This window comes from Cellulosilyticum ruminicola JCM 14822 (genome assembly GCF_001311925.1).
Taxonomy (GTDB): Bacteria; Bacillota; Clostridia; order Lachnospirales; family Cellulosilyticaceae; genus Cellulosilyticum; species Cellulosilyticum ruminicola.
On record NZ_BBCG01000029.1, the window covers coordinates 1 to 21,178 of the forward strand.

20 protein-coding genes, 3 pseudogenes and 1 riboswitch are annotated in these 21,178 nt (G+C 32.2%); of the genes and pseudogenes, 2 read left to right on the forward strand and 21 right to left on the reverse strand.

Going from position 1 to position 21,178, the window contains the following annotated elements; translation table 11 throughout:
• Positions 1-150: 150 nt before the first annotated feature.
• A complete protein-coding gene (locus tag JCM14822_RS10675; RefSeq protein WP_054742231.1) occupies positions 151-747 on the reverse strand; it encodes a M23 family metallopeptidase in 597 nt (198 codons plus the stop codon).
• A gap of 332 nt (positions 748-1,079) precedes the next feature.
• Here JCM14822_RS10675 and JCM14822_RS10680 point away from each other — a divergent pair, with 332 nt between their 5' ends.
• Positions 1,080-1,358, forward strand: coding sequence for a putative ABC transporter permease (locus tag JCM14822_RS10680; RefSeq protein ID WP_157047722.1), 279 nt, complete (start codon positions 1,080-1,082; stop codon positions 1,356-1,358).
• Positions 1,359-1,452: 94 nt separating this feature from the next.
• Positions 1,453-2,124, forward strand: a complete 672-nt coding sequence (locus JCM14822_RS10685; RefSeq protein WP_054742233.1) for a TraX family protein — start codon at positions 1,453-1,455, stop codon at positions 2,122-2,124.
• Between the two features lie 77 nt (positions 2,125-2,201).
• On the opposite strand, the gene JCM14822_RS10690 is transcribed toward JCM14822_RS10685, so the two are convergent.
• The 20 genes and pseudogenes from JCM14822_RS10690 to JCM14822_RS10785 form a co-directional block, all read right to left on the reverse strand.
• Positions 2,202-3,548: an MATE family efflux transporter gene (locus JCM14822_RS10690; protein ID WP_157047723.1), complete on the reverse strand. Its 1,347-nt coding sequence runs from the start codon at positions 3,546-3,548 to the stop codon at positions 2,202-2,204.
• Between the two features lie 25 nt (positions 3,549-3,573).
• A complete protein-coding gene (locus tag JCM14822_RS10695; RefSeq protein ID WP_054742236.1) occupies positions 3,574-5,277 on the reverse strand; it encodes an ABC-ATPase domain-containing protein in 1,704 nt (567 codons plus the stop codon).
• 177 nt (positions 5,278-5,454) lie between these two features.
• Positions 5,455-6,903: a glycogen synthase GlgA gene (glgA, locus tag JCM14822_RS10700; RefSeq protein ID WP_054742238.1), complete on the reverse strand. Its 1,449-nt coding sequence runs from the start codon at positions 6,901-6,903 to the stop codon at positions 5,455-5,457.
• 251 nt (positions 6,904-7,154) lie between these two features.
• Complete coding sequence (locus JCM14822_RS10705; protein ID WP_054742239.1) at positions 7,155-8,243, reverse strand: BMP family lipoprotein; 1,089 nt, start codon at positions 8,241-8,243, stop codon at positions 7,155-7,157.
• A gap of 237 nt (positions 8,244-8,480) precedes the next feature.
• On the reverse strand, positions 8,481-9,350 hold the full coding sequence (nudC, locus tag JCM14822_RS10710) for an NAD(+) diphosphatase (protein ID WP_054742240.1): 870 nt from the start codon (positions 9,348-9,350) through the stop codon (positions 8,481-8,483).
• 95 nt (positions 9,351-9,445) lie between these two features.
• Positions 9,446-10,381 (reverse strand): magnesium transporter CorA family protein, encoded by a 936-nt coding sequence (locus JCM14822_RS10715; protein WP_054742241.1) that lies wholly within the window; start codon positions 10,379-10,381, stop codon positions 9,446-9,448.
• Between the two features lie 41 nt (positions 10,382-10,422).
• Complete coding sequence (locus tag JCM14822_RS10720) at positions 10,423-11,388, reverse strand: bifunctional folylpolyglutamate synthase/dihydrofolate synthase (RefSeq protein WP_172674810.1); 966 nt, start codon at positions 11,386-11,388, stop codon at positions 10,423-10,425.
• A 14-nt stretch (positions 11,389-11,402) separates the two neighbouring features.
• Positions 11,403-11,690, reverse strand: coding sequence for a folylpolyglutamate synthase/dihydrofolate synthase family protein (locus JCM14822_RS10725; protein ID WP_054742244.1), 288 nt, complete (start codon positions 11,688-11,690; stop codon positions 11,403-11,405).
• A gap of 99 nt (positions 11,691-11,789) precedes the next feature.
• Positions 11,790-12,560 (reverse strand): folate family ECF transporter S component, encoded by a 771-nt coding sequence (locus JCM14822_RS10730; RefSeq protein ID WP_054742246.1) that lies wholly within the window; start codon positions 12,558-12,560, stop codon positions 11,790-11,792.
• Between the two features lie 79 nt (positions 12,561-12,639).
• Positions 12,640-12,735: riboswitch (THF riboswitch) on the reverse strand.
• 131 nt (positions 12,736-12,866) lie between these two features.
• Positions 12,867-13,331: pseudogene (locus tag JCM14822_RS10735) on the reverse strand (hypothetical protein); the annotation flags it as partial.
• A 422-nt stretch (positions 13,332-13,753) separates the two neighbouring features.
• The gene (locus tag JCM14822_RS10740) at positions 13,754-14,329 is read right to left on the reverse strand and encodes a hypothetical protein (RefSeq protein ID WP_054742251.1); all 576 of its coding nucleotides are present in this window, start codon (positions 14,327-14,329) and stop codon (positions 13,754-13,756) included.
• A gap of 18 nt (positions 14,330-14,347) precedes the next feature.
• Entirely contained in the window at positions 14,348-14,773 is a 426-nt protein-coding gene (locus JCM14822_RS10745) for a DUF3021 family protein (RefSeq protein WP_054742253.1), read from the reverse strand.
• A 24-nt stretch (positions 14,774-14,797) separates the two neighbouring features.
• Positions 14,798-15,235 carry a LytTR family DNA-binding domain-containing protein gene (locus tag JCM14822_RS10750; RefSeq protein WP_054742255.1) on the reverse strand — a complete coding sequence of 146 codons (438 nt, stop codon included), beginning with the start codon at positions 15,233-15,235 and terminating at the stop codon, positions 14,798-14,800.
• Positions 15,236-15,243: 8 nt separating this feature from the next.
• A complete protein-coding gene (locus tag JCM14822_RS10755) occupies positions 15,244-16,158 on the reverse strand; it encodes an ABC transporter permease (RefSeq protein ID WP_054742257.1) in 915 nt (304 codons plus the stop codon).
• An 11-nt stretch (positions 16,159-16,169) separates the two neighbouring features.
• Positions 16,170-17,084, reverse strand: coding sequence for an ABC transporter ATP-binding protein (locus tag JCM14822_RS10760; RefSeq protein ID WP_054742259.1), 915 nt, complete (start codon positions 17,082-17,084; stop codon positions 16,170-16,172).
• Between the two features lie 150 nt (positions 17,085-17,234).
• Positions 17,235-17,747: a class I SAM-dependent methyltransferase gene (locus JCM14822_RS10765; protein ID WP_083461390.1), complete on the reverse strand. Its 513-nt coding sequence runs from the start codon at positions 17,745-17,747 to the stop codon at positions 17,235-17,237.
• Positions 17,707-18,003 carry a class I SAM-dependent methyltransferase gene (locus tag JCM14822_RS10770; RefSeq protein ID WP_054742263.1) on the reverse strand — a complete coding sequence of 99 codons (297 nt, stop codon included), beginning with the start codon at positions 18,001-18,003 and terminating at the stop codon, positions 17,707-17,709. The genes JCM14822_RS10765 and JCM14822_RS10770 overlap by 41 nt, the downstream gene beginning before the upstream one ends.
• 118 nt (positions 18,004-18,121) lie before the next feature.
• Positions 18,122-18,762 (reverse strand): annotated as a pseudogene (locus tag JCM14822_RS10775) (nitroreductase family protein).
• A 31-nt stretch (positions 18,763-18,793) separates the two neighbouring features.
• A pseudogene (locus JCM14822_RS10780) lies at positions 18,794-19,953 on the reverse strand (iron-containing alcohol dehydrogenase).
• Positions 19,954-20,029: 76 nt separating this feature from the next.
• Positions 20,030-21,139, reverse strand: a complete 1,110-nt coding sequence (locus JCM14822_RS10785) for an SGNH/GDSL hydrolase family protein (RefSeq protein ID WP_054742265.1) — start codon at positions 21,137-21,139, stop codon at positions 20,030-20,032.
• Positions 21,140-21,178: the final 39 nt, after the last annotated feature.

Sequence of the window (21,178 nt, forward strand, 5' to 3'; positions counted from 1 at the left end):
GAAGCTTATTCTACTTGTAAATTTAACTAGCACAACTCGTTAATTTATAGCTTTTCTTAAGCTATTTCTCTATCATAAACTATCTTTTTCTAGAAGTCTAGGGGTAATTCCTTTTTTTCTACTTTTTTTACTAGGAATTATTTTTTTGTATTATGATTGTACAACAATAAATGGCTCATCTAATTTAATTAAGGATACGCTTTTATCTACGTATTGTTTATTCTCTATAATAAATCTAGGATCTAATGGTATACCATTAACGCGGTATTCTAGATGTAAGTGTGGCGCACTGCTATCTCCTGTGTTTCCTGAAAAGCCTATGATTTGTCCTTGTTTGACATTATTCCCTAAATTAACAGCATATGCGTCTAAATGCATATACCAAGTCTGAGAACCATCTGCATGTACTAACATGATAATGTTTCCACCACCTGCATTAATGCCCTTTGAATCTGGTGCTGCTTTAATAACTTTTCCATCCGCCGCTGCATATACAGGAGTCCCTATTGGCATTTTTAAATCAATCCCTTGATGACTATAGCTTGTCCTATCTTGATCAAATGGTGCAGTTAATTCTGCTTCCACCTTTATAGGACTTATAAACTTAATCTCTTCTTTAGCTTTCTCTACATTTGGGCTTACTGTAACTGCTGACGATGTACTTTGCGTTATATTTGCTGCATAGATCATACCTGGCACTGCTGCTACAATCAACATACCACATAAATGCTTTTTCCATTGTTTCATCTTTTTTCCTCCTCGTTTCTCTTATGTCCTGCTACACCTTATAGCCCTTTATATAAAATGCTATATTTAATGCCTCTGCTTCTATAGTTTTTCTATAGAACATTTATCTACTATGGACTCTCTTATATGTTATCGACATTCTTATACATAAGTTCAAGTTTTATAGCGCATAAATCTTATATTTGGGCACATAATAAATTTACTTGAACACTAAAATTTACAGGAAAGGACTTTTATATGAGATAACTAGGAAAATATCTTGTACTTTTTTGTATTGGTGGTATAAGCTATTTACTTATTGAAATTCTTTATCGTGGCCTACCCATTGGACTATGGGAATTTTAGATGGAATCTATTTTATATTGATTGGCCTTATTAATAATATATTTAGTTTTGATTTCTCTTCTATTTTACAAATGCTGATCTCAGCCTTCATTATTACAATACTAGAATTTTTAAGTGGCATGCTTTTAAATATTTATCTTGGGCTTCATATTTTGGATTATAGCCATTTACCTTGTAATATTTTAGGACAAGTTTGTTTATCATTCTTTGTTATTTGGTTCTTCCTTTCTCCTATTGCTATTTTAGCTGATGATTTTATTAGGTAGAAACTCTTTCATGAAGATAAACTTCATTACCATTTTTATACATTTTTATATCTAGTACTGTATAATATGAATATAATTTAATAGGAGGTGTACTATGCATACACAAAAAATTAGTTTAAGCGGTAGTAATTTAAAAATCATTGCTATTACAACAATGCTTATTGATCATATTGGTGCTGTTTTATTTCCTACATGTTATCTCTTACGTTGTATAGGACGTCTTGCATTTCCTATATTTTGTTTTTTACTTGTAGAAGGTTTTCTTCATACTCACAATGTTAGAAATTATGCTATTCGTCTAGGTATTTTTGCATTTATATCAGAAATTCCTTTCAATTTAGCTATATCTGAAAGAATTTTTAATTTTTCTCATCAAAATGTATTTTTCACACTACTTATTGGACTCCTCGTACTTATAGGGTTGGATAAGTTTAAATATAAAAATTGGATGCAATACTTCATCTTTGTATCTGGCATGATTATTGCAGAATTGGCAAGAGTAGACTATGGATGTTTTGGTGTTATTTTTATTATATTATTTTACCTTTATCATAAACATCATAAGCTCCTTCCTCTAACTATCAGCTTTTTCTTTTTCAGCTTTCTTGCAAATCCTATGGAATCCCTTGCTACCTTAGCGATTCTTCCAATTGCCTGCTACAATGGCAAACGTGGTCTATCTCTTAAATATGTATTTTATGCTTTTTATCCAACTCACTTATTTATACTTTATCTCATTGCACACCTTTTACATATTTACTCATGATGATATAAGATATGTAAAAGGCAAAAGAAGGTTTCGCAAAAAATATTATTTTGCGAAACCTTCTTTTGATTATTGTATTATCTGGTAACATGACAAAGCCATTTCTTTCCTTTATAACGATAGTAGGTTAATGGTAATTTAATAATCTCATCACACATTAATAGTATGTATACAATTGTAACTGGCCATTTAAACACAAATGCAGCAATAGATCCTAGTAAAATAGAACCTCCCCACATAGTAGTCACATCTAAAATGAGTCCAAACTTTGTATCTCCTCCTGCTCTAAACACACCTACAACTAAAGTTGTATTAATGGATTGAGCAAATGTAAAATAGGTCATTACAAACATCATCATTGATAAGTAATTAACTGCTTCCGGTGATAATGTTAATACATTCATTACAATAGGTCTTATAATTAAAACAATAGCTGCACCTAAAAGGCCTGCATAAATACTTAGTTTTAAAAATCTCTTACCATATTCTTCTGCTAACTTCTCATTATTTTCACCAATTGTTTTACCAATGATAATAGCTGTAGCATTGGCTATACCAAAGGCCATAACCATGGCCAATTGTCTTGTAACTTGAGCCACTGAATTAGCTGCTACTACAGAACTTCCTATATGTCCTATAATAACTGCATTCATAGAACATGCTGCTCCCCAAAAAAGTTCATTGGCGATAACTGGTGAAGCATACTTTAAGAAATCTTTAAATAAAAGAGCATCTCTTACAAATAAGTCTTTAGGTTCAAAAGTAATGACTTTATTAATGTATTTTGCATAAGCAATTACAATGATTAACTCTACAATACGTGTTATTAGTGTCGCAATAGCTGCCCCTTTAATTCCTAAAGTAGGAAAAGGCCCTAACCCAAATATTAAAAGTGCGTTAAGAGCTACATTTAATACTAATGAATTAGAATAAACAACTGTTGAAATAAGTACCCTCTCAATACTACGTACAATATTAAGATAAACCATGGTAATTGCAATCGGTATATATGAAAAAGCAATAATTCTTAAATACTGAATTCCTTCATCTATAACTGCCTCTTCATTTGAAAAAATTTGCATAACTGGCCTTGTAAATAATAGTACAATTACAGTAAAAATTAAACTTACGATTAGGGAAATGCGCATTGCAATTCCCATAATCTTTTCAATCGTCTGAGTATCCTGCTTCCCCCAATATTGAGCTGTTAAAACAGCTGCTCCTGACGTAATCCCAAAGAAAATAAGTGATAGAATAAACTGTACTTGTCCAGCTAAAGATGAAGCTGAAAGTACGTTTTCTCCTACCTTTCCTAACATCATAACATCTGCTGAGGTAATCGCTGTATTAATGAGATTCTGCACAGCCATAGGCATGACTAATGCAAATACCATCTTATAAAATGATTTATTTGCTTGCTTCATAGTTTTCTCCATTTATATCTAGTTTTTATTTTATGCGTAATTTACGATAACGATTAATCATACAACATACTTCATAAGCTCTTGGCATAGCTAAGTTACCTGAATAACCACTGCAACTTGAAAGTACTGTAATACCTTCTTTTTTGACTTTTGCTTCAAATATGCTGACACATTCTTCTAAGGTGTGATTGTCATCTATAATATTCTTTACCATATAATCCAAAATGGCACCTAAAGCATTAGTTTGATTTATTTCTACAAGTTGTTCCACATAACTTAAATCAATATTTTCATCTCCGTAAGAGATTGTATCTAGACTTCTCACCTTAATCTTAGAATCTTTATCTCCTTTTGGAAAACTATTTTTCATAAGGATACGATGTGTAATCTCACCAAAAGCTTTATCATTTTGAGCAGCTCTTGTTTCTCCTATTTCGCTAGCAATCTCTTTTGCTCTAGCTGTTACATCCTCTAAATGATAAGAATCTAACATAATGATATGCTCTGCTACATCAAAATAATCCCCACTACCACCTACAACCATAATTGTAGAGACATCTTTTTGTAATTTAAGTTGTGCCACTTTATCAATAAACGGTGTAATAGGTTCTTTTTCTTTGGCAACTAATTTTTGCATACGACCATCACGAATCATAAAGTTAGTGGCTGATGTATCTTCATCAATAAGTAATACTTTACTTCCTGCTTCTAAAGCCTCCATCACATTTGTAGCTTGTGATGTACTTCCACTGGCATTTTCTGTACTAAATTTCACTGTATCCTTACCATTCGGTAAGTTATTAATAAATGGACTGATATTTACTTTAGCTACACTTCTGCCATCTTCTGCACGAATTTTCATAGCATCGTCTCTTGTAATAACAAGTTCTCTACCATCACTTGGAATATGATTATATACCCCTTTTTCAATAGCTTGTAATAAAGTAGATTTTCCGTGATATCCCCCACCTACAATTAATGTAATACCTTTTGGAATACCTAATCCTTTTACTTTTCCTCTATAAGGTAAGTTCATTTCTACTTCTAAGTGAACTGGACTCCTAAATGGTACACCTTTTTTAAGTGGCAGCTCCGATATACCACTTTTTCTAGGTAATATAGACCCATTTGCAATAAAGGTTATTAAATCTCTATTTATAAGTTCCTTGCGTATAAATGCTTGATCTTCCATAAGTTCTACTTGTGCTTGTAACTTACTGCCATCTATATTTTTATAATAAAGAGAAGCTTCTACAATTTTAGGTAAAGCCTCACATAAAATATAAGCTGCTGCCTTTCCTAACACTCTTCTTCCTGCTGCTGGAAGACCCACTTCACATCTTAACTCAATTTGCTTAGCATCAATCATTACTGATGTACGCTCAAGGATTTGTGTACTTGGACGTGCAATGCATATCATCCCACTCTTCCCAGAACCTCTTACTCCATTGTAAAGCTTCTCTATATTTTCAGCGAAAACTCTTGTTAGAAAATCTGCTGCTGCAATACATTTATTTTTAGAATCAATAAATGTATTTGGAACCCCTGCCACATTTATTGGCATAAATACACGCACCTTAGATGGACTAGCAAAAGGATCTCCTTGTACATGTTGTATTTCTATTACATAATCTTTAAAGCTATAACTCCCCTTAATTTCTTTATAAGCACCATAACTTTTTCCATCTAGACTCATAAGCAGCCTTTGTAAATCTTTATTGTTCTTCATCTTTTCACCTACTAATTTTTATATTCTTATTAAGCATAATATATATTAATTAAAACTTCAAATGCATAGCTTATAAAGCTACTGCCCTACTTATTTTTAGTCATAAAAAAGGGGTGTCGCAAGATTTTAATAATAATTTTGCAGCATCCCCTTATTTATATAGTCTAGATTCTCTTCTTACCAGATGAGCCTATCATATAATTCCTCATACTTTTTAGCTGATATATGCCATGAGAAGTTAGCCCTCATACCGCGATGTACAATACCGCGCCATGCCTCTTGATTTTCATAATAAATCTTCTTAGCATAATTAATGATGCCTAACATTTCATGAGCATTATAGTTAGCAAATGAGAAACCTGTACCTGTATTTTCTACTTCATTATACGCTTGTACAGTATCTTTTAAACCACCTGTTTCTCTGACAATAGGTACTGTACCATAACGTAATGACATAAGTTGTGACAAACCACATGGTTCAAACCTAGATGGCATTAAAAATGCATCAGCTGCTGCATAAAGTTTATGCGCTAAATCATCTGAGTAATAGATATTGGCAGATACATTTTGAGGTTTAATCCACTGATAATGTTTAAACATATTTTCATATTGTCCTTCTCCCGTACCAAGGACTACGAGTTGTGTATTGTCATCACAGATTTGATTCATTACCCAGTCTACAAGATCCAGACCTTTTTGATCTGTAAGCCTTGAGATAATTGCTAACATGAATTTATTTTTATCTACAGGTAAGCCTAGTTGTTTTTGAAGTGCTAACTTATTTTGTACCTTAAGTGTATCTACAGTGCTGATATCATAGTTTTTATAAATATGTGCATCCTTTTCAGGATTATATTCATCATAATCAATACCATTTAAGATACCACATAATGAATTGTTTCTCGCTCTAAGAAGTCCGTCTAAACCTTCCCCATAGTAAGGCATCTGGATTTCTCTAGCATATGTATCACTTACTGTTGTAATGTAGTCTGAATAAACAAGACCACCTTTTAACATATTGGCGTCCTTATTAAACTCTAATTTATCTGGTGTAAATAAGTCTGCTGGTAATCCACTGATTCCCCTTATAGTTTTCAAATCCCATATACCTTGGAATTTTAAGTTATGAATGGTCATAATTGTTTTAATTCCCCAGAAGAATGGATTACTTGCAAAAATTGTTTTTAAATAAACAGGTACTAATGCTGATTGCCAATCATGACAATGAATAATATCTGGTTTAAAATCAATGACAGGTAAGATTGCAAGTACTGCCTTGCAGAAGAATGTGAACTTTTCAATATCAAAGCGTGTGGTACCATAAGGCGCCCAACCGCTAAAGTAGTATTCATTATCTACAAAGTAAAAAGTAACTCCTTCATATTCCGTGGTCATAATTCCTACATGTAATTTTTCCTTTTGCCAGCCAATATCCATATAGAAATGATGCCTATATGTAAAACTATTACGGTACTGCGCTGGAATGCAAGTATAATATGGCATAATAACACGTACATCATATTTTTCTTTATCAAACATTTTAGGAAGTGTTCCCACTACATCAGCTAACCCTCCAGTTTTTATAAAGGGTACACATTCTGAAGCTACAAATAATACTTTTTTCATTTTCTTCCCCCATTTCCTATAAACATTGGTTTTTCATATTAATTATTATACTAATTTATTTTATAATTTTCAATTTTTACCACCATGCAAATTAACAGAAATTTTAAATTTTATTTCATTTTAAATTAGTAAATAATTATATTTAGTATGAGCGAGACATATCATATTATTTATTCTTAATACATTTTTCTCGGCTTAGAAAAATGTAAAAAAGGTGTAACGCAAATTGTTACACCTTTTTAATTTATCTATTATACAGTTCCATCAACTACGATTTCACCAGTTTTTACTTTGTTATATACTTCATTTACTACAATGATTGTTTCTTCACTTAAGTTTGGATTTTCAGCTGGGATTCCTACACCATCATTTGCGATTGAAAATACAATTACTTCACCACCTTGGAAGTTTCCATTAACTTGTGCTACAATCATATCATGTGTTGCTTGATCTAAATATTTAATAGCTGATGTTAAGACTACAGATTGTTTAGTATCTTCATTGTAAATACCATCTGTATATTGATCTGAATCTACACCAATAACCCATACTTCTTGTCCATTACTAGTTCTTTGTTTAGCTTCTGTAATTGCACCAATACCTGTACCACCTGCTGCTGTGAAAATTACTTTTACACCACGGTCATACATTTGAGCTGCAATTTGTTGTCCTGCTGCTTTGTCATCGAATGTTCCTTGGTATACAGAGTTTTCATCTTTAAATGAAATATTTGTACCTAAGTTTGTATTTGCGTAGTCAATACCTTGTCTAAATCCTTTTTCAAATCTTTGTACAGCTGGAAGTGCCATACCTCCTAAGAATCCAAATTCACCATCTTTGATTTGTGTTGCTGCTGCTACACCTGCAATGAAACTTGCTTCTTGTTCAGCAAATGTAATTGATACTGTTTTGTCACCAATTTTTGTTGTTCCTTGTCCATCATTTGGTTCTCCATCTAAGATTACAAAGCTTGCATCTGTGTATTTATCTTGTGCTTTGAATAATGCTGTTTCAAAGTAGTAACCTGGTAACATAATGCTTTTGAATCCAGCATCATAAAGGTTACCGATTTCTTTTGTATAATCTGCTTCAGTTTCACCAGCAGGTTTTAAATATTTACAATTCTTAACAGTTCCAGAGATTCCTTCCCATGTTCCTTGGTTGAATGAACGGTCATCAATTGTACCTTTTCCAACAACCATACCAACCTTAAGGTCTGTATCTAATTTTTCAAATTTTGATGTAGTTTCAGTTTGACCACCATTTGCACTACCACCACATCCTGCTAATACGCTCATTGCTAAAATACTGCTAAGTCCTAATGCTAAAAATTTCTTCATATTCTACTCCCTGATTCTTATTTTATTTAACCACCAAATTTTTCCGTTTTCAGGCTAAACCTTCTATATAATAATTTAATTTTCAAAAAAACACAATACGAATGCAAAATGTTTATATAGTAAAATTTTTTCCTATTTAAACTAAAATTATCCAATATTTAATCATTCATTTAACAATCATATCCAGGTAATTTTTAACATATAATATCTTAGCATCATATTCATTTTGTTTAATTTCTATTTTCTGCTTCCAGCTATGGTATTGTCAATGCCTATTAGACGATTAATAATTTCTCTTGCAGTTGTAATTGGTAATGGCAATACAGGTGGCAATTTTTCTTTGTTATACCAACCCGCATCTAAAATCTCTTTTTCATCTACAGTGATTTCCCCACTCTCATATTCTGCTGTAAAACCTAGCATTAATGAATCTCCTGTAGACCAAGGTTTACTACTCACATATTGAATATTTTTTACCTTAACCCCTACTTCTTCATATACTTCTCTTTTCACTGCTGCTTCAAGGGTTTCTCCTTGTTCTACGAACCCTGCAATAATACTATATAATCCTTCTGCAAAATTTGCATTATGCGCTAATAAAATCTCTTCTCCTTTTGTTACTCCTACAATAATTGCTGGAGAGATTCTAGGATACTCAATGCGCCCACACTTCTTACACACCTTTGCTCTTTCGTCTTCCTTACGCGTATATAAGTTGCCACATCTCCCACAATATTTCGTATTATTATCCCATTCTAAAAGTTGCATTGCTTTAATAGCTACAAAGTAGATTTCTTGATTTAATTCCCATAACTGACTTTTAAGCGGTATGAGCCTATATTCACTTTCAAATCCCCTTAAATCTTTAACATTTATACAGATACAAATTTGCCCTTTCAATTCACCTAAATAATAACTTTCTGCTAAATTAATATTTAATTTTTCTACTGTTTCATAAATAGGCATTTGAAGTTTATCTTCATTATTTTTTATTAATACTTTTCTATCACTATAAATAAAATAAATGGCTTCTTTTAATTCTTCCTTAGTTACCTCACTTTTGAATTCAGGCCAAAAGTTTATATAATCTCTATATCCTTCGTTCATCTAATCCCCTCTATTCTTTAGTGTTTATATATTATTTCATTATACACCCCAAAAAGCAATATTAGGGATTCCTAATATCACTTTTTATATGCTATTTAAAGTAACTTTTTCTTTTTAAACCATTTCATACAAATCATAACCACAATGATACTGCCTAAAATCATAGTCGGATAACCATATTCCCATTTTAATTCTGGCATATATTCAAAGTTCATGCCATACCACCCCGTAATCAGTGTTAAGGGTAAAAACAAGGTCGTCATAATCGTTAAAATCTCCATGATTTTATTTTGTTTAATATCAACTTGCGTTTGATAGACTTCTCGTATTTGAATGGCATATTCTCTTAGAAACTTTGTGTTACCTTGAAGATTTATAACTCGCTCATTAAAAAGCTCAAATAATCTCATCCCGTCTTCTTCAAAAAATTCACTTTCATTTTCTTTTAGCTTTCGCCCGATTTCTAAAAGCTGTAAATAATAATGATGCCATGTGGCAATTTCTTTGCGAAAGGCCATCATTTTATGGTTAAAATTTGGACTTCCGCCATTTACAATACTATCTTCTACCTTTCTAAGCTTATTTTCAAATTCATATAGATAAATATAATCCTTATCAATAAGCGCTTCTAAAAATGTATATAAAAAACTTTCAATACAAGGCTTCTTCCAAACTTTAACCTTTGCTATTTGTGCCAATATATGTGCTACAAATTCTTCGTGTTCTATAAAAGTAACCTTTTTCTTTTCTATAATGAAAAAAAACACACGTCTTTTATGCACATCATTTTTTGTAGGAATCATAAAACTTCCCCATAAATAATCTATGCCTTCTATAATCTTTGAGCAGTCAATACGCTCAAAATCTCTAATCTCTTCTATTAAGAAATCTCCTACTCGCTTTTGCCATTCCTGCATAGAAATAACTTCTATATAACCTCTTGCCTTACTATATTCTATCTCATCTTGAGGCATCTTTTCTCTTACAATGAGCCTTTCTTGAATCTCATAAATCATCTTTTTATCACCCATCTTATTGTGCCTCATTCAGGCTAGAAATATAAACAACTTATTTAGCAATTTTCTTTAAGTTCTCCAATCATATAAAGTGAGCCAAAGCCTATGACTTGGCTATCTTCATGTGATTTTGCTACTTCTAATGCTTTTTCTTTCGCTTCATGTACATTATTTACAATATATACTTCTTTACCATAAGCTCTTATTTTATCACCTAAACACTGCGCTGTCATAGCTCTTGGATTATGTGGCAACGTAACAACTAAGGTATCAAAGCATGGTATAATCACCTCTAGCATTTCTTCTACTTCTTTATCTTTTAACATACCTACAATGCCTATTGTATAACGTTTTTTTAAAGCATTAATTGTATTTCTGAGGGCCATAATACCATCTACATTATGTGCCCCATCGATAAAGAATAAAGGTTCATCTCCGATTTTTTCAAAGCGTCCTTCCCACTTTGTTTCAAGTAAAGCCTTCTTAATAAGTACCTTATCCATTGTAATACCCATCTCTTGTAATTTCTCAATGACTGCTAAAGCAATTGTACAGTTATAAGCTTGATGACCACCAATTAAACTTATTGCATAGTCTTCATCTTGTAATTTAAAAGCCGTACCCTTTTCAGAAACGCTTTCTACAATTGCTTGATCACAAGGGGCTACTATAAGCTGAGCTTCTTTTTCCTTACAAACCTTTTTAAATACCTCTAAAACTTCTGGTCCTTGAGTCCCCGTAATGACTAAACCTTCTTGCTTAATAATCCCTGCTTTTTGTGTTGCAATACTTGTAAGGGTATCTCCTAAAAAGTCTTTATGGTCAATAGAGATTTTAGTAATAACAGATACAAGAGATTTTTTAATTACATTAGTGCCATCTAAAGCGCCACCTAAACCTACTTCTAAAACAACGAAATCTACTTGTTGTTCATAGAAATATGTAAATGCTACACCTACCATAATTTCAAAATAAGAAGGTTCATGTCCTTCTTCTCTGAGTTTTGCCCCAATTTCAGTCACTTTTTTTACACGGGTCAAAAATCTGAAGTACTAATATCCACATTATTGATGCGGATATTCTCTCTAGGTGTGATTAAGTATGGTGAATTAAAGACGCCTACCTTATAACCATTTTCTTTTAAAGCATTACTAATAAATGCACTTGTTGATCCTTTACCATTTGTGCCACCTATATGAATAATTTTTAAATGGGCTTCTGGATTTCCAAGAGCATTCATAAGACGTGTAATATTATCAAGACCTAAACGTATACCTCCCCCATTAAATGCTTCTAAATATTCTAATGCTAACTTTTCTTCCATTCTTAATTCTCCTCTTCTCTATCCTATACTTATACATAAAGGGAGCATACACCTTTACTTAACTACTAACAGTTAGTAAAGACCTCTACTCCCTCCTTCTTATACTAAATATTTATTTCTTAAATTAACTGGAATCACCTTTATAATGAGATAAACAAGCATAACTTGTAATGGAATATCAATAAGCGTTTTAAAAACACGTACCATTACTGATGCTACCACTGGAATATTATAAAGCTGACTGAGCCATATTGGTGTACAAATAAGTTGAACTACAATATAATTTAAAATCTTAACAAAGATAATCTTATCAATAGAATAAACACTATCTCCATCTGTAAACTTATTTTGTACATACATTGTAAGACCTACTAAAGTAATGAAAATCACTACCATAATTACACTTAATACAATATTTGTTGGTGTGCCCATAAATGAACCTAATTCTTCAATTTCATGAATACCAATAAAGTTAATATAAACAATTGCACCTACTGCTGCAACTAACCCTAAAATAAAGTTAATCCTATTAAATGATGCGGTAATTCCTTTCTTTCTAATCTGTGAGAAAATAATTCCTGGAATAAGTCCTACTAATATAGAATTAATCGTAAAACCTGGATGATATGGTGCACCACCACTTGAAAACATAAAGCCAATAATATCACTTAAGAAACCTGCTATAGCGCCATATGCACCACCAAATAAACTACCTGCTAAAAATATTGGAATACCTGTGACAGAAAACCTTACAGAAGGGAATCCAAGAAGTGGGATATAAAAAACAAGTCCACTTAAAGCAATACTAATTGCAGCAAAAATGGCTGTTGCCGCCATAGGAAAAAGATTTGTTTTGTTACTTTTTTGCATAAAAATGCCTCCTTAAAAAAATTAATAAGGAGCCGGTTTTCACGAAAAACAACGTTATTATAAATTGATATAATAATATTGCAGTGAATGCGAGTAATGAACCGCAACCTAAGGTTTTCGTCTATGTTCAACATTCCGTAACAATAGCACTTAACGCTCAATACTCTACCCTGCTCTGTAATCACATTATAGCATACTATACATTAATAAGCCTATGTTCATGTTATATAAACATTCTACATTTTTCACGTCTCTCATCAGCATATAGCCCTATAAATAAAATCCTTTATGTAATCCTCTACTTATTTATTCAAAATATTTCTTCAATTCATTCGCTAGATCAAGAAGTTCTTTTACATATTCACTAGCTTCCTCTGATAATTTTGTACTCTTAACAGCCATTGTTGTTACTTCTTCAGAACTCGCCGTTGTCTCTTCACTTACAGCAGATATATCATGAATTCCTTCCACAATACCATTATTTCCATCTACAATAATGTCCATTTTCTTATTAATGCCTTCAGTTTTATCATATAGTACATTAATTACTTCAATCATTTTATCAAAGGTTGCTCTTGTATCTATAATTAATTTACCTTGTTCTATAGCAACTTTGCTTAGCTCAGCTACATTTTGAACCACATTCTCTGTACATGTTTGTAGTTCTTTAATAATCGTTGTAATATTGGCTGTAGCATCTTTACTTTGAAATGCTAACTTACCTACTTCTCCTGCCCTAGCACTTTCAATAGAAATATTTAAAGCTAATAAGTTTGTTCTGAAATAGAGGTAATTATTTCAACAATCTCATTAATTTGCTTTGACTTCTCTTTGAATTCTACCATAACATCTTTAGTTGCTTTACTAATTTCATTAGTTATTTTTGCCTTCTTATCAAGGTCACTTACAAGTGTTGTCCCATTTTTAAAGTAATCCTTTGATTCTTCAAATACACGCTTCAGATAATATACTCAGTACTATAGCACATATCAGTCCTATCGTTACTGTTAATTTGTTAAGTTTAATAATTGTTTGTTCTCCCATAATTTCTCCTTATATCTTAAACTTAATAAATAATATCGGTTTTACATAAATTCTTTTTATATTCTAATTTTGTTATTTTTATCAAACATCTCTATCTCTATCTTTTTTTAGTTTTCTTCATTTTTAAAGCTTTTTTTATATTACTTTATTTAGTTATTTAATTCATTAAAAAAGTTTCCTACAATATTTACATCTTTCTTGAACTGTTTTAGGAGCTGCTCATAGTTTTCCGGTTTAGACATAAGGGCTATATCTATACCAAGTGCAGTTTTATACATCCCCTTAAAAACCTGCTCTGCACTGATTACTGCTTCTAAGAATTTATCTTCTGGCAAAATAGTATAAAGCTGTTCCAGCTGTTCCAGTGTAGTCACAATACTATAACTAAAGGTTTTCACAATGCCTTCATCTATTTGTTTTGTAAGCTCAATATATGAAAAAACATGATTATAAAGTGACACTAATGCCTGGGGTGAAATATTTCTAAATTCCACGCGCAAATAGTCCTTCTTAGGCTTTCTAAATCTACGTTTAATTTCTGGCTTCTCTACAACATAATAATTATTAAAACTTGTAAAATACGTTTTATAATCACTTTCCAGAATATTAAAGTAAGGTTTAAATCCCTTAAAATAATGTACATTGCCATTGAAACCATACCATGCATTAATGATCTCTCCTTTTTTCATCCCCTTATAACTTTTAATACAAATAGCCTTTACCATAGCCCCTCCTCAAATGTTTTATTTCTTCTTTTTTTGATATTCTGCTAATTTTTTATTCATTTCATTTGCCAATTTCTGGCCCTTATATACAGAGATACACCAAACTACTATAAATACTATTGCTACTAAGAAACTTAATATAATTATTCTTCCCCAATCCTGTAAATCAAACCACTCAAATACAATGCCACAACCTATTACAATCATATTAACATAGATATAGTTTATTACAGCTAGTATAACTGTCTGTTTTTTAGATAACTCTTTATTAGGATAAATAATACTGCCTAATGTACATAAAAAGGCACATACAATAAGCTGCCACAATATCCTAGCTAAACTTCCCAGACTTCCTCCTGAAGCACTTAGAAATATGGCTGATGAAATTAAAATCCCTGTTGCAATATTAGGAAATAGTGATGCTAAATATTTGATACGTTGCATTTTTTCCTCCTTATAAACTTAGATTTAAAGTCCTAATTTCTTCTTTAGTTCACTGACATATTGTCTAGAAATAATTACCTTTTCCCCATTATATAACAATGCTTCAAATCTACCATTAAAAGCCGGTGTTAAGCTTTTAATCTTACTTAAATTAATAATAGAAGACTTGGAGGATCTGAAAAAATCAGTTCCCTCAAAGTCTTTTTCTAACTCATAAAGTTTAACTTTCATTTCATATACTTCTTGCTCCCCATAAGCAAACACCTTATTATCGACTGTATCAAAATAGTAAATTTCTTTAGGATCTAGCATAACAATACTGCCATCTTTAAAAGCCATCATTCTTTTACTACCCATTTTCACACTATAAATAAGCTGTAAAAGTTCCTTGTCAATATTTTTGCACTTTATAATGATTGTATCTTCCTCATCATCCTTACAATCCTCTATTATAATTCTCACCTGTAACTCTACCCCTCATAAACTTTATTTTTTCTGATTATTAAGATACTTAGTATTAAGGCTATTATACCACATCCTATAATGAATGCTATTTGCCACAAAGTATTTGCCTTATGATTACCTACTTGTATAGTAATTCCCATAGCTTTCTTACATTCTTCTATAACTTCTACAGGCATCCCCTCAAAAGTTTTCTCTATAGCTTTTCTCGTACATACTACTCTCAACATAGCTGTACCATGTAGAACTGGTAAACATTTTAATACGCTTTGCACCCCCTCTGGTAACATCCCCATACTCAAATAAATACCACCTGCAAAACCTACTAATGTGCTAATAACTGTATTTAATCCGCTCCAAGCACTATTGCTATGGACAAATAAAGCTACTAAAAACATGATGCATGCTGATGCAAATACATTGACTACTATAAGTCCTATAGTTCTTAAAGTATCTCCCAACGTTAAAAGCTCTCCGCCACCTAACTTAATATACACCTCTCCTATAGCTAAAGTAATGCTACACATAATAGTACCTACAACAAGTGCTGATATAACATATCCCATAGCTATTTTTATGCGGCTTACAGGTGCTACATAAAAGCTATTTAGTTTATTCTCCTCCTCGTCCCTTACCATAAAACCAATCATCATTACAGTAACCGTTACTGCATTGACCACTAAAATACCTGCTAATGTCCAAGTTTGTATAAAGTATAATGCATTAGCCTTATCTAATTCATAATTTCTATTGGTACCATATTGCTTTAAAACATCCACTATATTTTTACTATTAGATTCTCCCAAAAATGCTACCATCAGTAAAATAACAATCATCATAGATAAAAGTGAAAAAAACACTGCACTTCGATCTCTTATATAAAGCAAAATATTTCTTTTTACTAGGTTTCTTACAGTTCCCATTTTGCTCCCCCTTAGCCTACTAAAACCTTACCAGTTACCTTTAAAAACACATCATCCATAGACCCTTGAACCACCTCAAAACCACTTATTTCTTGCCTAAAATCAGCTACTAAATCAATGGCTGCCAATGTGTTACTTAGTTTAATCTTTAAACTCTTATCTTCTACTTCAAACTCTATTTTTTTATCCTTTAATAGTGTTTCTATCTTTCCTAACTCTTTAGGTATTAATCTCAAACTATCATTTGCAAAATCTTCTTTTAACGAAAAAGGTGTACCATATTGTTTTAGCTTTCCACTATCCATAATGGCAATATGTGTCGCTGTAGCTGCCTCCTCCATATAATGAGTAGTTAAAAATACTGTCATCTGCATTTCTTCTCTAAGCTTTTTAACACACTCCCATACATCCTTTCTAGTAGCTGGGTCAAGTCCTGTAGTTGGTTCATCTAAAAATAATATTTCCGGCTTATGCATTAAAGCTCTTGCAATTTCACAGCGTCTTTTCTGCCCTCCTGAAAGTCTCTTAAAACGTCTATTTAATATATCCTCAAGTCCTAAAAGCTCTATAACTTCATTCATTTGCTGTTTGAGACATTTTCTACTACTTTCATATAAGCTGCCGCGTATCATGAGATTTTCTGCTACAGTTAATTTATCATCTAAACTATTTTCCTGATAAACTACCCCTATCAATCTTCTAATAGCTTCATCTTCTTTTCCTAGCTTATAGCCTCCTAAATAAACTTCGCCTTCTGTTGGTTTTAATAATGTACAAAGCATATTAATCGTAGTTGATTTACCTGCTCCATTGACTCCTAAAAATCCAAAGAGTTCACCTTTTTCTACGTTAAAGCTTATATCATCTACTGCCTTTACTGTCTTATAATATTTCTTCAAATGATTTACCTCTATAATTTCACTCATATCCTCTCCCCTTTCTAGCTCTTCTTGTTAATTACACTATATGCCTTTAATTTTTTTATTCAATAATCCTCCTAGTAAGTTGCATAATCCATATTTCAAGTTGCAAAAACAGCAGATAAGTTGCGCACCTATCTGCTGTCTTATTTTGATTTATCGCTTTTCAAAAGTTAAATTTAGTACGTTTTGAGTGATATAAATATACTGATTATCTTCTGTAACATATACCTTATATTTCTCTATAATCTCCTTTGAATGTCTTTTTATAAGTTCCTTATAACCACTTTCATTAATCCTTGGAAAACATATTGGTGTTTCAAATGCTGCCTTTAGCTCCATATTCACCTGAGCTGCTAACTCTATAAACTCTCCTTTTGTATAATACTTAATATGTCCATCTTTTTTCATCTGCATATATTGATCTACAAACCTTTCGTTATCTTCTTTACAAGGCGTAGGGTCTGCTATAAAAAGCTGTCCCTTAGGCTTTAAAATGCGTCCTATTTCTTTAAAGGTTTCCTCAATCTTTGGGAAGTGATGTAATGCATACCTTGTCACCACATAATTAAAGCTTCCCTCTTCAAAAGGAAAATGAATACCATCATAGGTTACAAAACTTATATTTTTAAGTCCTTTTTGAATAGCTGCCTCCTGCCTCCTTATCAGCTTCTAATGTCTCCCCCACTATATCTAATCCTACAACTTCACACCCTGTAAACTGCTTAGCTATTTCAAAGGCTAAATAGCCACTTCCAGTTCCTAAGTCTAATATTTTGCTGCCAGGTTTTATATTTAATGCTCCTAATATTTGTCTTAAATGTGCATCATTTTGAGTTTGTTTATTATATAAACTTCCTTCTTTAAAGCTTTGCTCAAACCCCTTACGTGTGGCATCTATACTACTTTTAATATTTTCCTCCATATTATATATCCCCCTATTTTATAAAAAGGCGGATAGTCTCCTTATTAATCTCTACTTAAATAAATGATTAATTATGAATTCTATCCGCCTAGTAAATCATCTAGCTTATAAATAAACTCTATATAAATGTTACGACATCTTCTAATGGTTTACGTCTTGGTTGCTTTGGTGTTTCATCTTGTGGTACACCTAATGCAATAATTGACATCATTGAGTATTCTGGTTTATTAAATCCAATAATCTCTTCAATCTCGCTTTTCGCATGAGCTGGTCCTGTCATATAACATGTCCCATAACCCATATTAGCTGCTGCTAATAAAAGTTTTCTACTGCTGCCCCTATTCCTTGTGCTGCTGATTGTGGTGAACGTAATACTTCAAGTACATCTTCACTTACATTATTGGCCATTAAAACTTTTTCTTCAATCATATCATATGGTTTAGAATAAACAACAACTGCTACTGTTCCCCTTTGGAAAGTTACATAATATGGTAAGAATTTCATATATTTCTTTTGTTCTTCTTCTGTTTCCATCATATTAGCAATAGCCGTATGACTTTTGGCAACTACATCTGCCATTTGTTTGATTTTTTCCTGATCTTGTACAACTACGAAATGCCAGTTTTGTTGATGTTTTGGTGATGGTGCATAAGTTGCAGCTTCTAACATTTTTAAAATATCCTCTTTTGGTACTGGAGCATCTTTAAAATCTCTAATGCTTTTTCTTTTATAAATAAAATCTAACTCTGACATATTCATCTCCTATTATCTTTCTATTAACTTAATTATTCTACTTGCACATTTTAAGAATGTTTAAAACATCTTCTTTATTAAGTGGTACATAAGCATTTTGAAGATCACCAATTCTTACAGCTTTTTCAGCCATAGCTTCAAAATGGGTTTCATCAATACCAAGCTCTGTAAGCGTCATAGGCAAGTGGCAGCTTCTAAAGAAGTTTTCTGTAGCATCAATAGCTTTATTAGCATAAGCCATTTTATCAGCTTCTTCTGGCAGATGCCATACATTCTTAGCATACTCTATAAATTTATCTACTGTGTCCTCACTTAAGATATAACGCATCCATCTTGGTGTCACAATAGCCAGACCTACACCATGTGTAATATCATAAAAAGCACTTAACTCATGTTCTATTGGATGGCAAGTCCATGGGCCTGATTTACCTGCACCCACAAGTCCATTAAGGCTAAAGTACTTGCCCACATTAAATTAGCTCTTGCTTCATAATTTGTAGGTTCTTCTAAAGCTATAGGACAATATTTGATGCATGTTTCTAATAGATTTTCTGCTAATCTATTTTGAATAAATGTATCTGTTTCTTTTTTAAAATAGTTTTCGAAAATATGAGACATAATGTCAGCTGTACCTGCTGCTGTTTGGCGAGCTGGTAAAGTATATAAATACTCTGGGTCTAAAATAGATGCTTGTGGAATCATCTTCATAGATGCTGTGCCTAACTTTTCATTAAGCTCCATATTTGAAATAACAGCATTTTTATTCATTTCTGAACCTGTAGCTGCTAATGTAAGTACAGTTACAATTGGTAATACTTCTGTGATTTTGCTAGGGTCTGCAACAATATCCCATGCATCGCCTTCATAATAATATCCAGCCCCAATAGCCTTAGAGCAGTCAATAACACTACCTCCGCCAATGGCTAAAATCACTTCTACATTATACTTGCGGCAAAGCTGCACCCCTTCTCTAACTGTTTCAATTTTAGGATTAGGATCTACGCCTGGTAATTCAATAATATTACAATCTGAAAGTAAACTTTTTGCTTTATCATATATGCCATTCTTTTTAATACTTCCTCCACCATATACAAGCAATACGTTTTTCCCATGTTTACGAATAGCTTCTGGTAAGTTTTCAATCATACCTTTACCGAAATAAATCTTTGTATAAGCATTAAAAATAAAGTTGTCCATATTTCCTCCACTATTTCTTATTATTTTTATTTTAATTTATTTTATCATTAGATAGGTACTTCCTACAACTAATTATTTAAGAGTTCAAAAGTTTACTTAAATACTCTTTAAGTACCTTGGCTGCTGCTTCATGTGCTTTAATGCCTGGATGACATCTTGCGCCTACTGTTTCATCTGTTGTATCTGGTAATCTTAAATAACTTACAGCTTCATCATGGGTTTGCTCCTTATATTCTTTAATAGCCACTAAAATAGTCTCTTCCATAGGTATCCCTATCATCCCATATACCCATACAATCTGTGATTTTGGATTACATGTTCTAAGTTGTCTTAAGAAAGCTGTCATGGCATTTTGAATGGCATTTAAGTCTTCTTGATTATAAGTACCATCTGCATTTAGGCGGTTTTTATATACTTTGCCCGTTACTTCATCTTTCCACTCAGGAGAATTGAAAGCACCACTATCATTTGTACCTAAATTGATTACAATGGCATCGGGCTGCCAACTTGCAAAATCATACTTTTCATATGCACCTAAAGCCTTATTCTTCTCACCATTTAAAACGCCACATACCCTATCATAATAAAGCGGTAAGGCGCTATAAGGATTGTTATCCCATCCTGAAAGTACGCCCCAGCCACTTTGAGAAATAATATGATAATCTGCATTTAAAGCATTAGCTGTCATAACTGCATAGTTATTAGAGGTGCTAAACCACATTGAAATCCAATCTTGTTCTTGTAATGCGCCTATACTCCCTTCTCCTGAAGTAATGCTATCACCAATGAACTCAATTTTACACTTCTTATCCTCTAACTGCTCAAATGTCCCATCTGTTTTAAAGCGATGAATCTGTATGCAGTGAGCTGAATCTACTGGCATAGCCTGCACTTCTTTTAAAACTTTCACATTTTTAATTACTTCTGAATTCATATTTCTAAAAAGACAAATCCATTTTCTTCCCTTTTCAAGCATTTGTCTTGATATATAAGCTCCATTAATGACTACACTAATCCAAGGTTCATATATGTCATAGTCTGCTTCAATCTCTATCCAAAGTTCACCACCCTTAACATTACATTCAATCCCGCTTCCTGTCCAAAATAGTGTAAGCGGCATTCTATTTTTTGTAGTTCTTCCTAAAATTCTTAAATTTGAAACCTCGTTTACCCCAAAATTTTTCATCTCTCTGCTCCTTTATATCAATATGAATGTTATGAAATA

Excerpts from the sequence above, each read along its gene's own strand:
- JCM14822_RS10685 (WP_054742233.1), top strand. The coding sequence starts at position 1,453 with ATGCATACACAAAAAATTAGTTTAAGCGGTAGTAATTTAAAAATCATT.
- glgA (WP_054742238.1), bottom strand. The coding sequence starts at position 6,903 with ATGAAAAAAGTATTATTTGTAGCTTCAGAATGTGTACCCTTTATAAAA.
- JCM14822_RS10760 (WP_054742259.1), bottom strand. The coding sequence starts at position 17,084 with ATGAGTGAAATTATAGAGGTAAATCATTTGAAGAAATATTATAAGACA.
- JCM14822_RS10785 (WP_054742265.1), bottom strand. The coding sequence starts at position 21,139 with ATGAAAAATTTTGGGGTAAACGAGGTTTCAAATTTAAGAATTTTAGGA.
- JCM14822_RS10770 (WP_054742263.1), bottom strand. The coding sequence starts at position 18,003 with ATGGAGGAAAATATTAAAAGTAGTATAGATGCCACACGTAAGGGGTTT.
- JCM14822_RS10675 (WP_054742231.1), bottom strand. The coding sequence starts at position 747 with ATGAAACAATGGAAAAAGCATTTATGTGGTATGTTGATTGTAGCAGCA.
- nudC (WP_054742240.1), bottom strand. The coding sequence starts at position 9,350 with ATGAACGAAGGATATAGAGATTATATAAACTTTTGGCCTGAATTCAAA.
- JCM14822_RS10680 (WP_157047722.1), top strand. The coding sequence starts at position 1,080 with ATGGGAATTTTAGATGGAATCTATTTTATATTGATTGGCCTTATTAAT.
- JCM14822_RS10705 (WP_054742239.1), bottom strand. The coding sequence starts at position 8,243 with ATGAAGAAATTTTTAGCATTAGGACTTAGCAGTATTTTAGCAATGAGC.
- JCM14822_RS10725 (WP_054742244.1), bottom strand. The coding sequence starts at position 11,690 with ATGGAAGAAAAGTTAGCATTAGAATATTTAGAAGCATTTAATGGGGGA.
- JCM14822_RS10715 (WP_054742241.1), bottom strand. The coding sequence starts at position 10,381 with ATGGGTGATAAAAAGATGATTTATGAGATTCAAGAAAGGCTCATTGTA.
- JCM14822_RS10690 (WP_157047723.1), bottom strand. The coding sequence starts at position 3,548 with ATGAAGCAAGCAAATAAATCATTTTATAAGATGGTATTTGCATTAGTC.
- JCM14822_RS10755 (WP_054742257.1), bottom strand. The coding sequence starts at position 16,158 with ATGGGAACTGTAAGAAACCTAGTAAAAAGAAATATTTTGCTTTATATA.
- JCM14822_RS10740 (WP_054742251.1), bottom strand. The coding sequence starts at position 14,329 with ATGGTAAAGGCTATTTGTATTAAAAGTTATAAGGGGATGAAAAAAGGA.
- JCM14822_RS10730 (WP_054742246.1), bottom strand. The coding sequence starts at position 12,560 with ATGCAAAAAAGTAACAAAACAAATCTTTTTCCTATGGCGGCAACAGCC.
- JCM14822_RS10695 (WP_054742236.1), bottom strand. The coding sequence starts at position 5,277 with ATGAAGAACAATAAAGATTTACAAAGGCTGCTTATGAGTCTAGATGGA.
- JCM14822_RS10745 (WP_054742253.1), bottom strand. The coding sequence starts at position 14,773 with ATGCAACGTATCAAATATTTAGCATCACTATTTCCTAATATTGCAACA.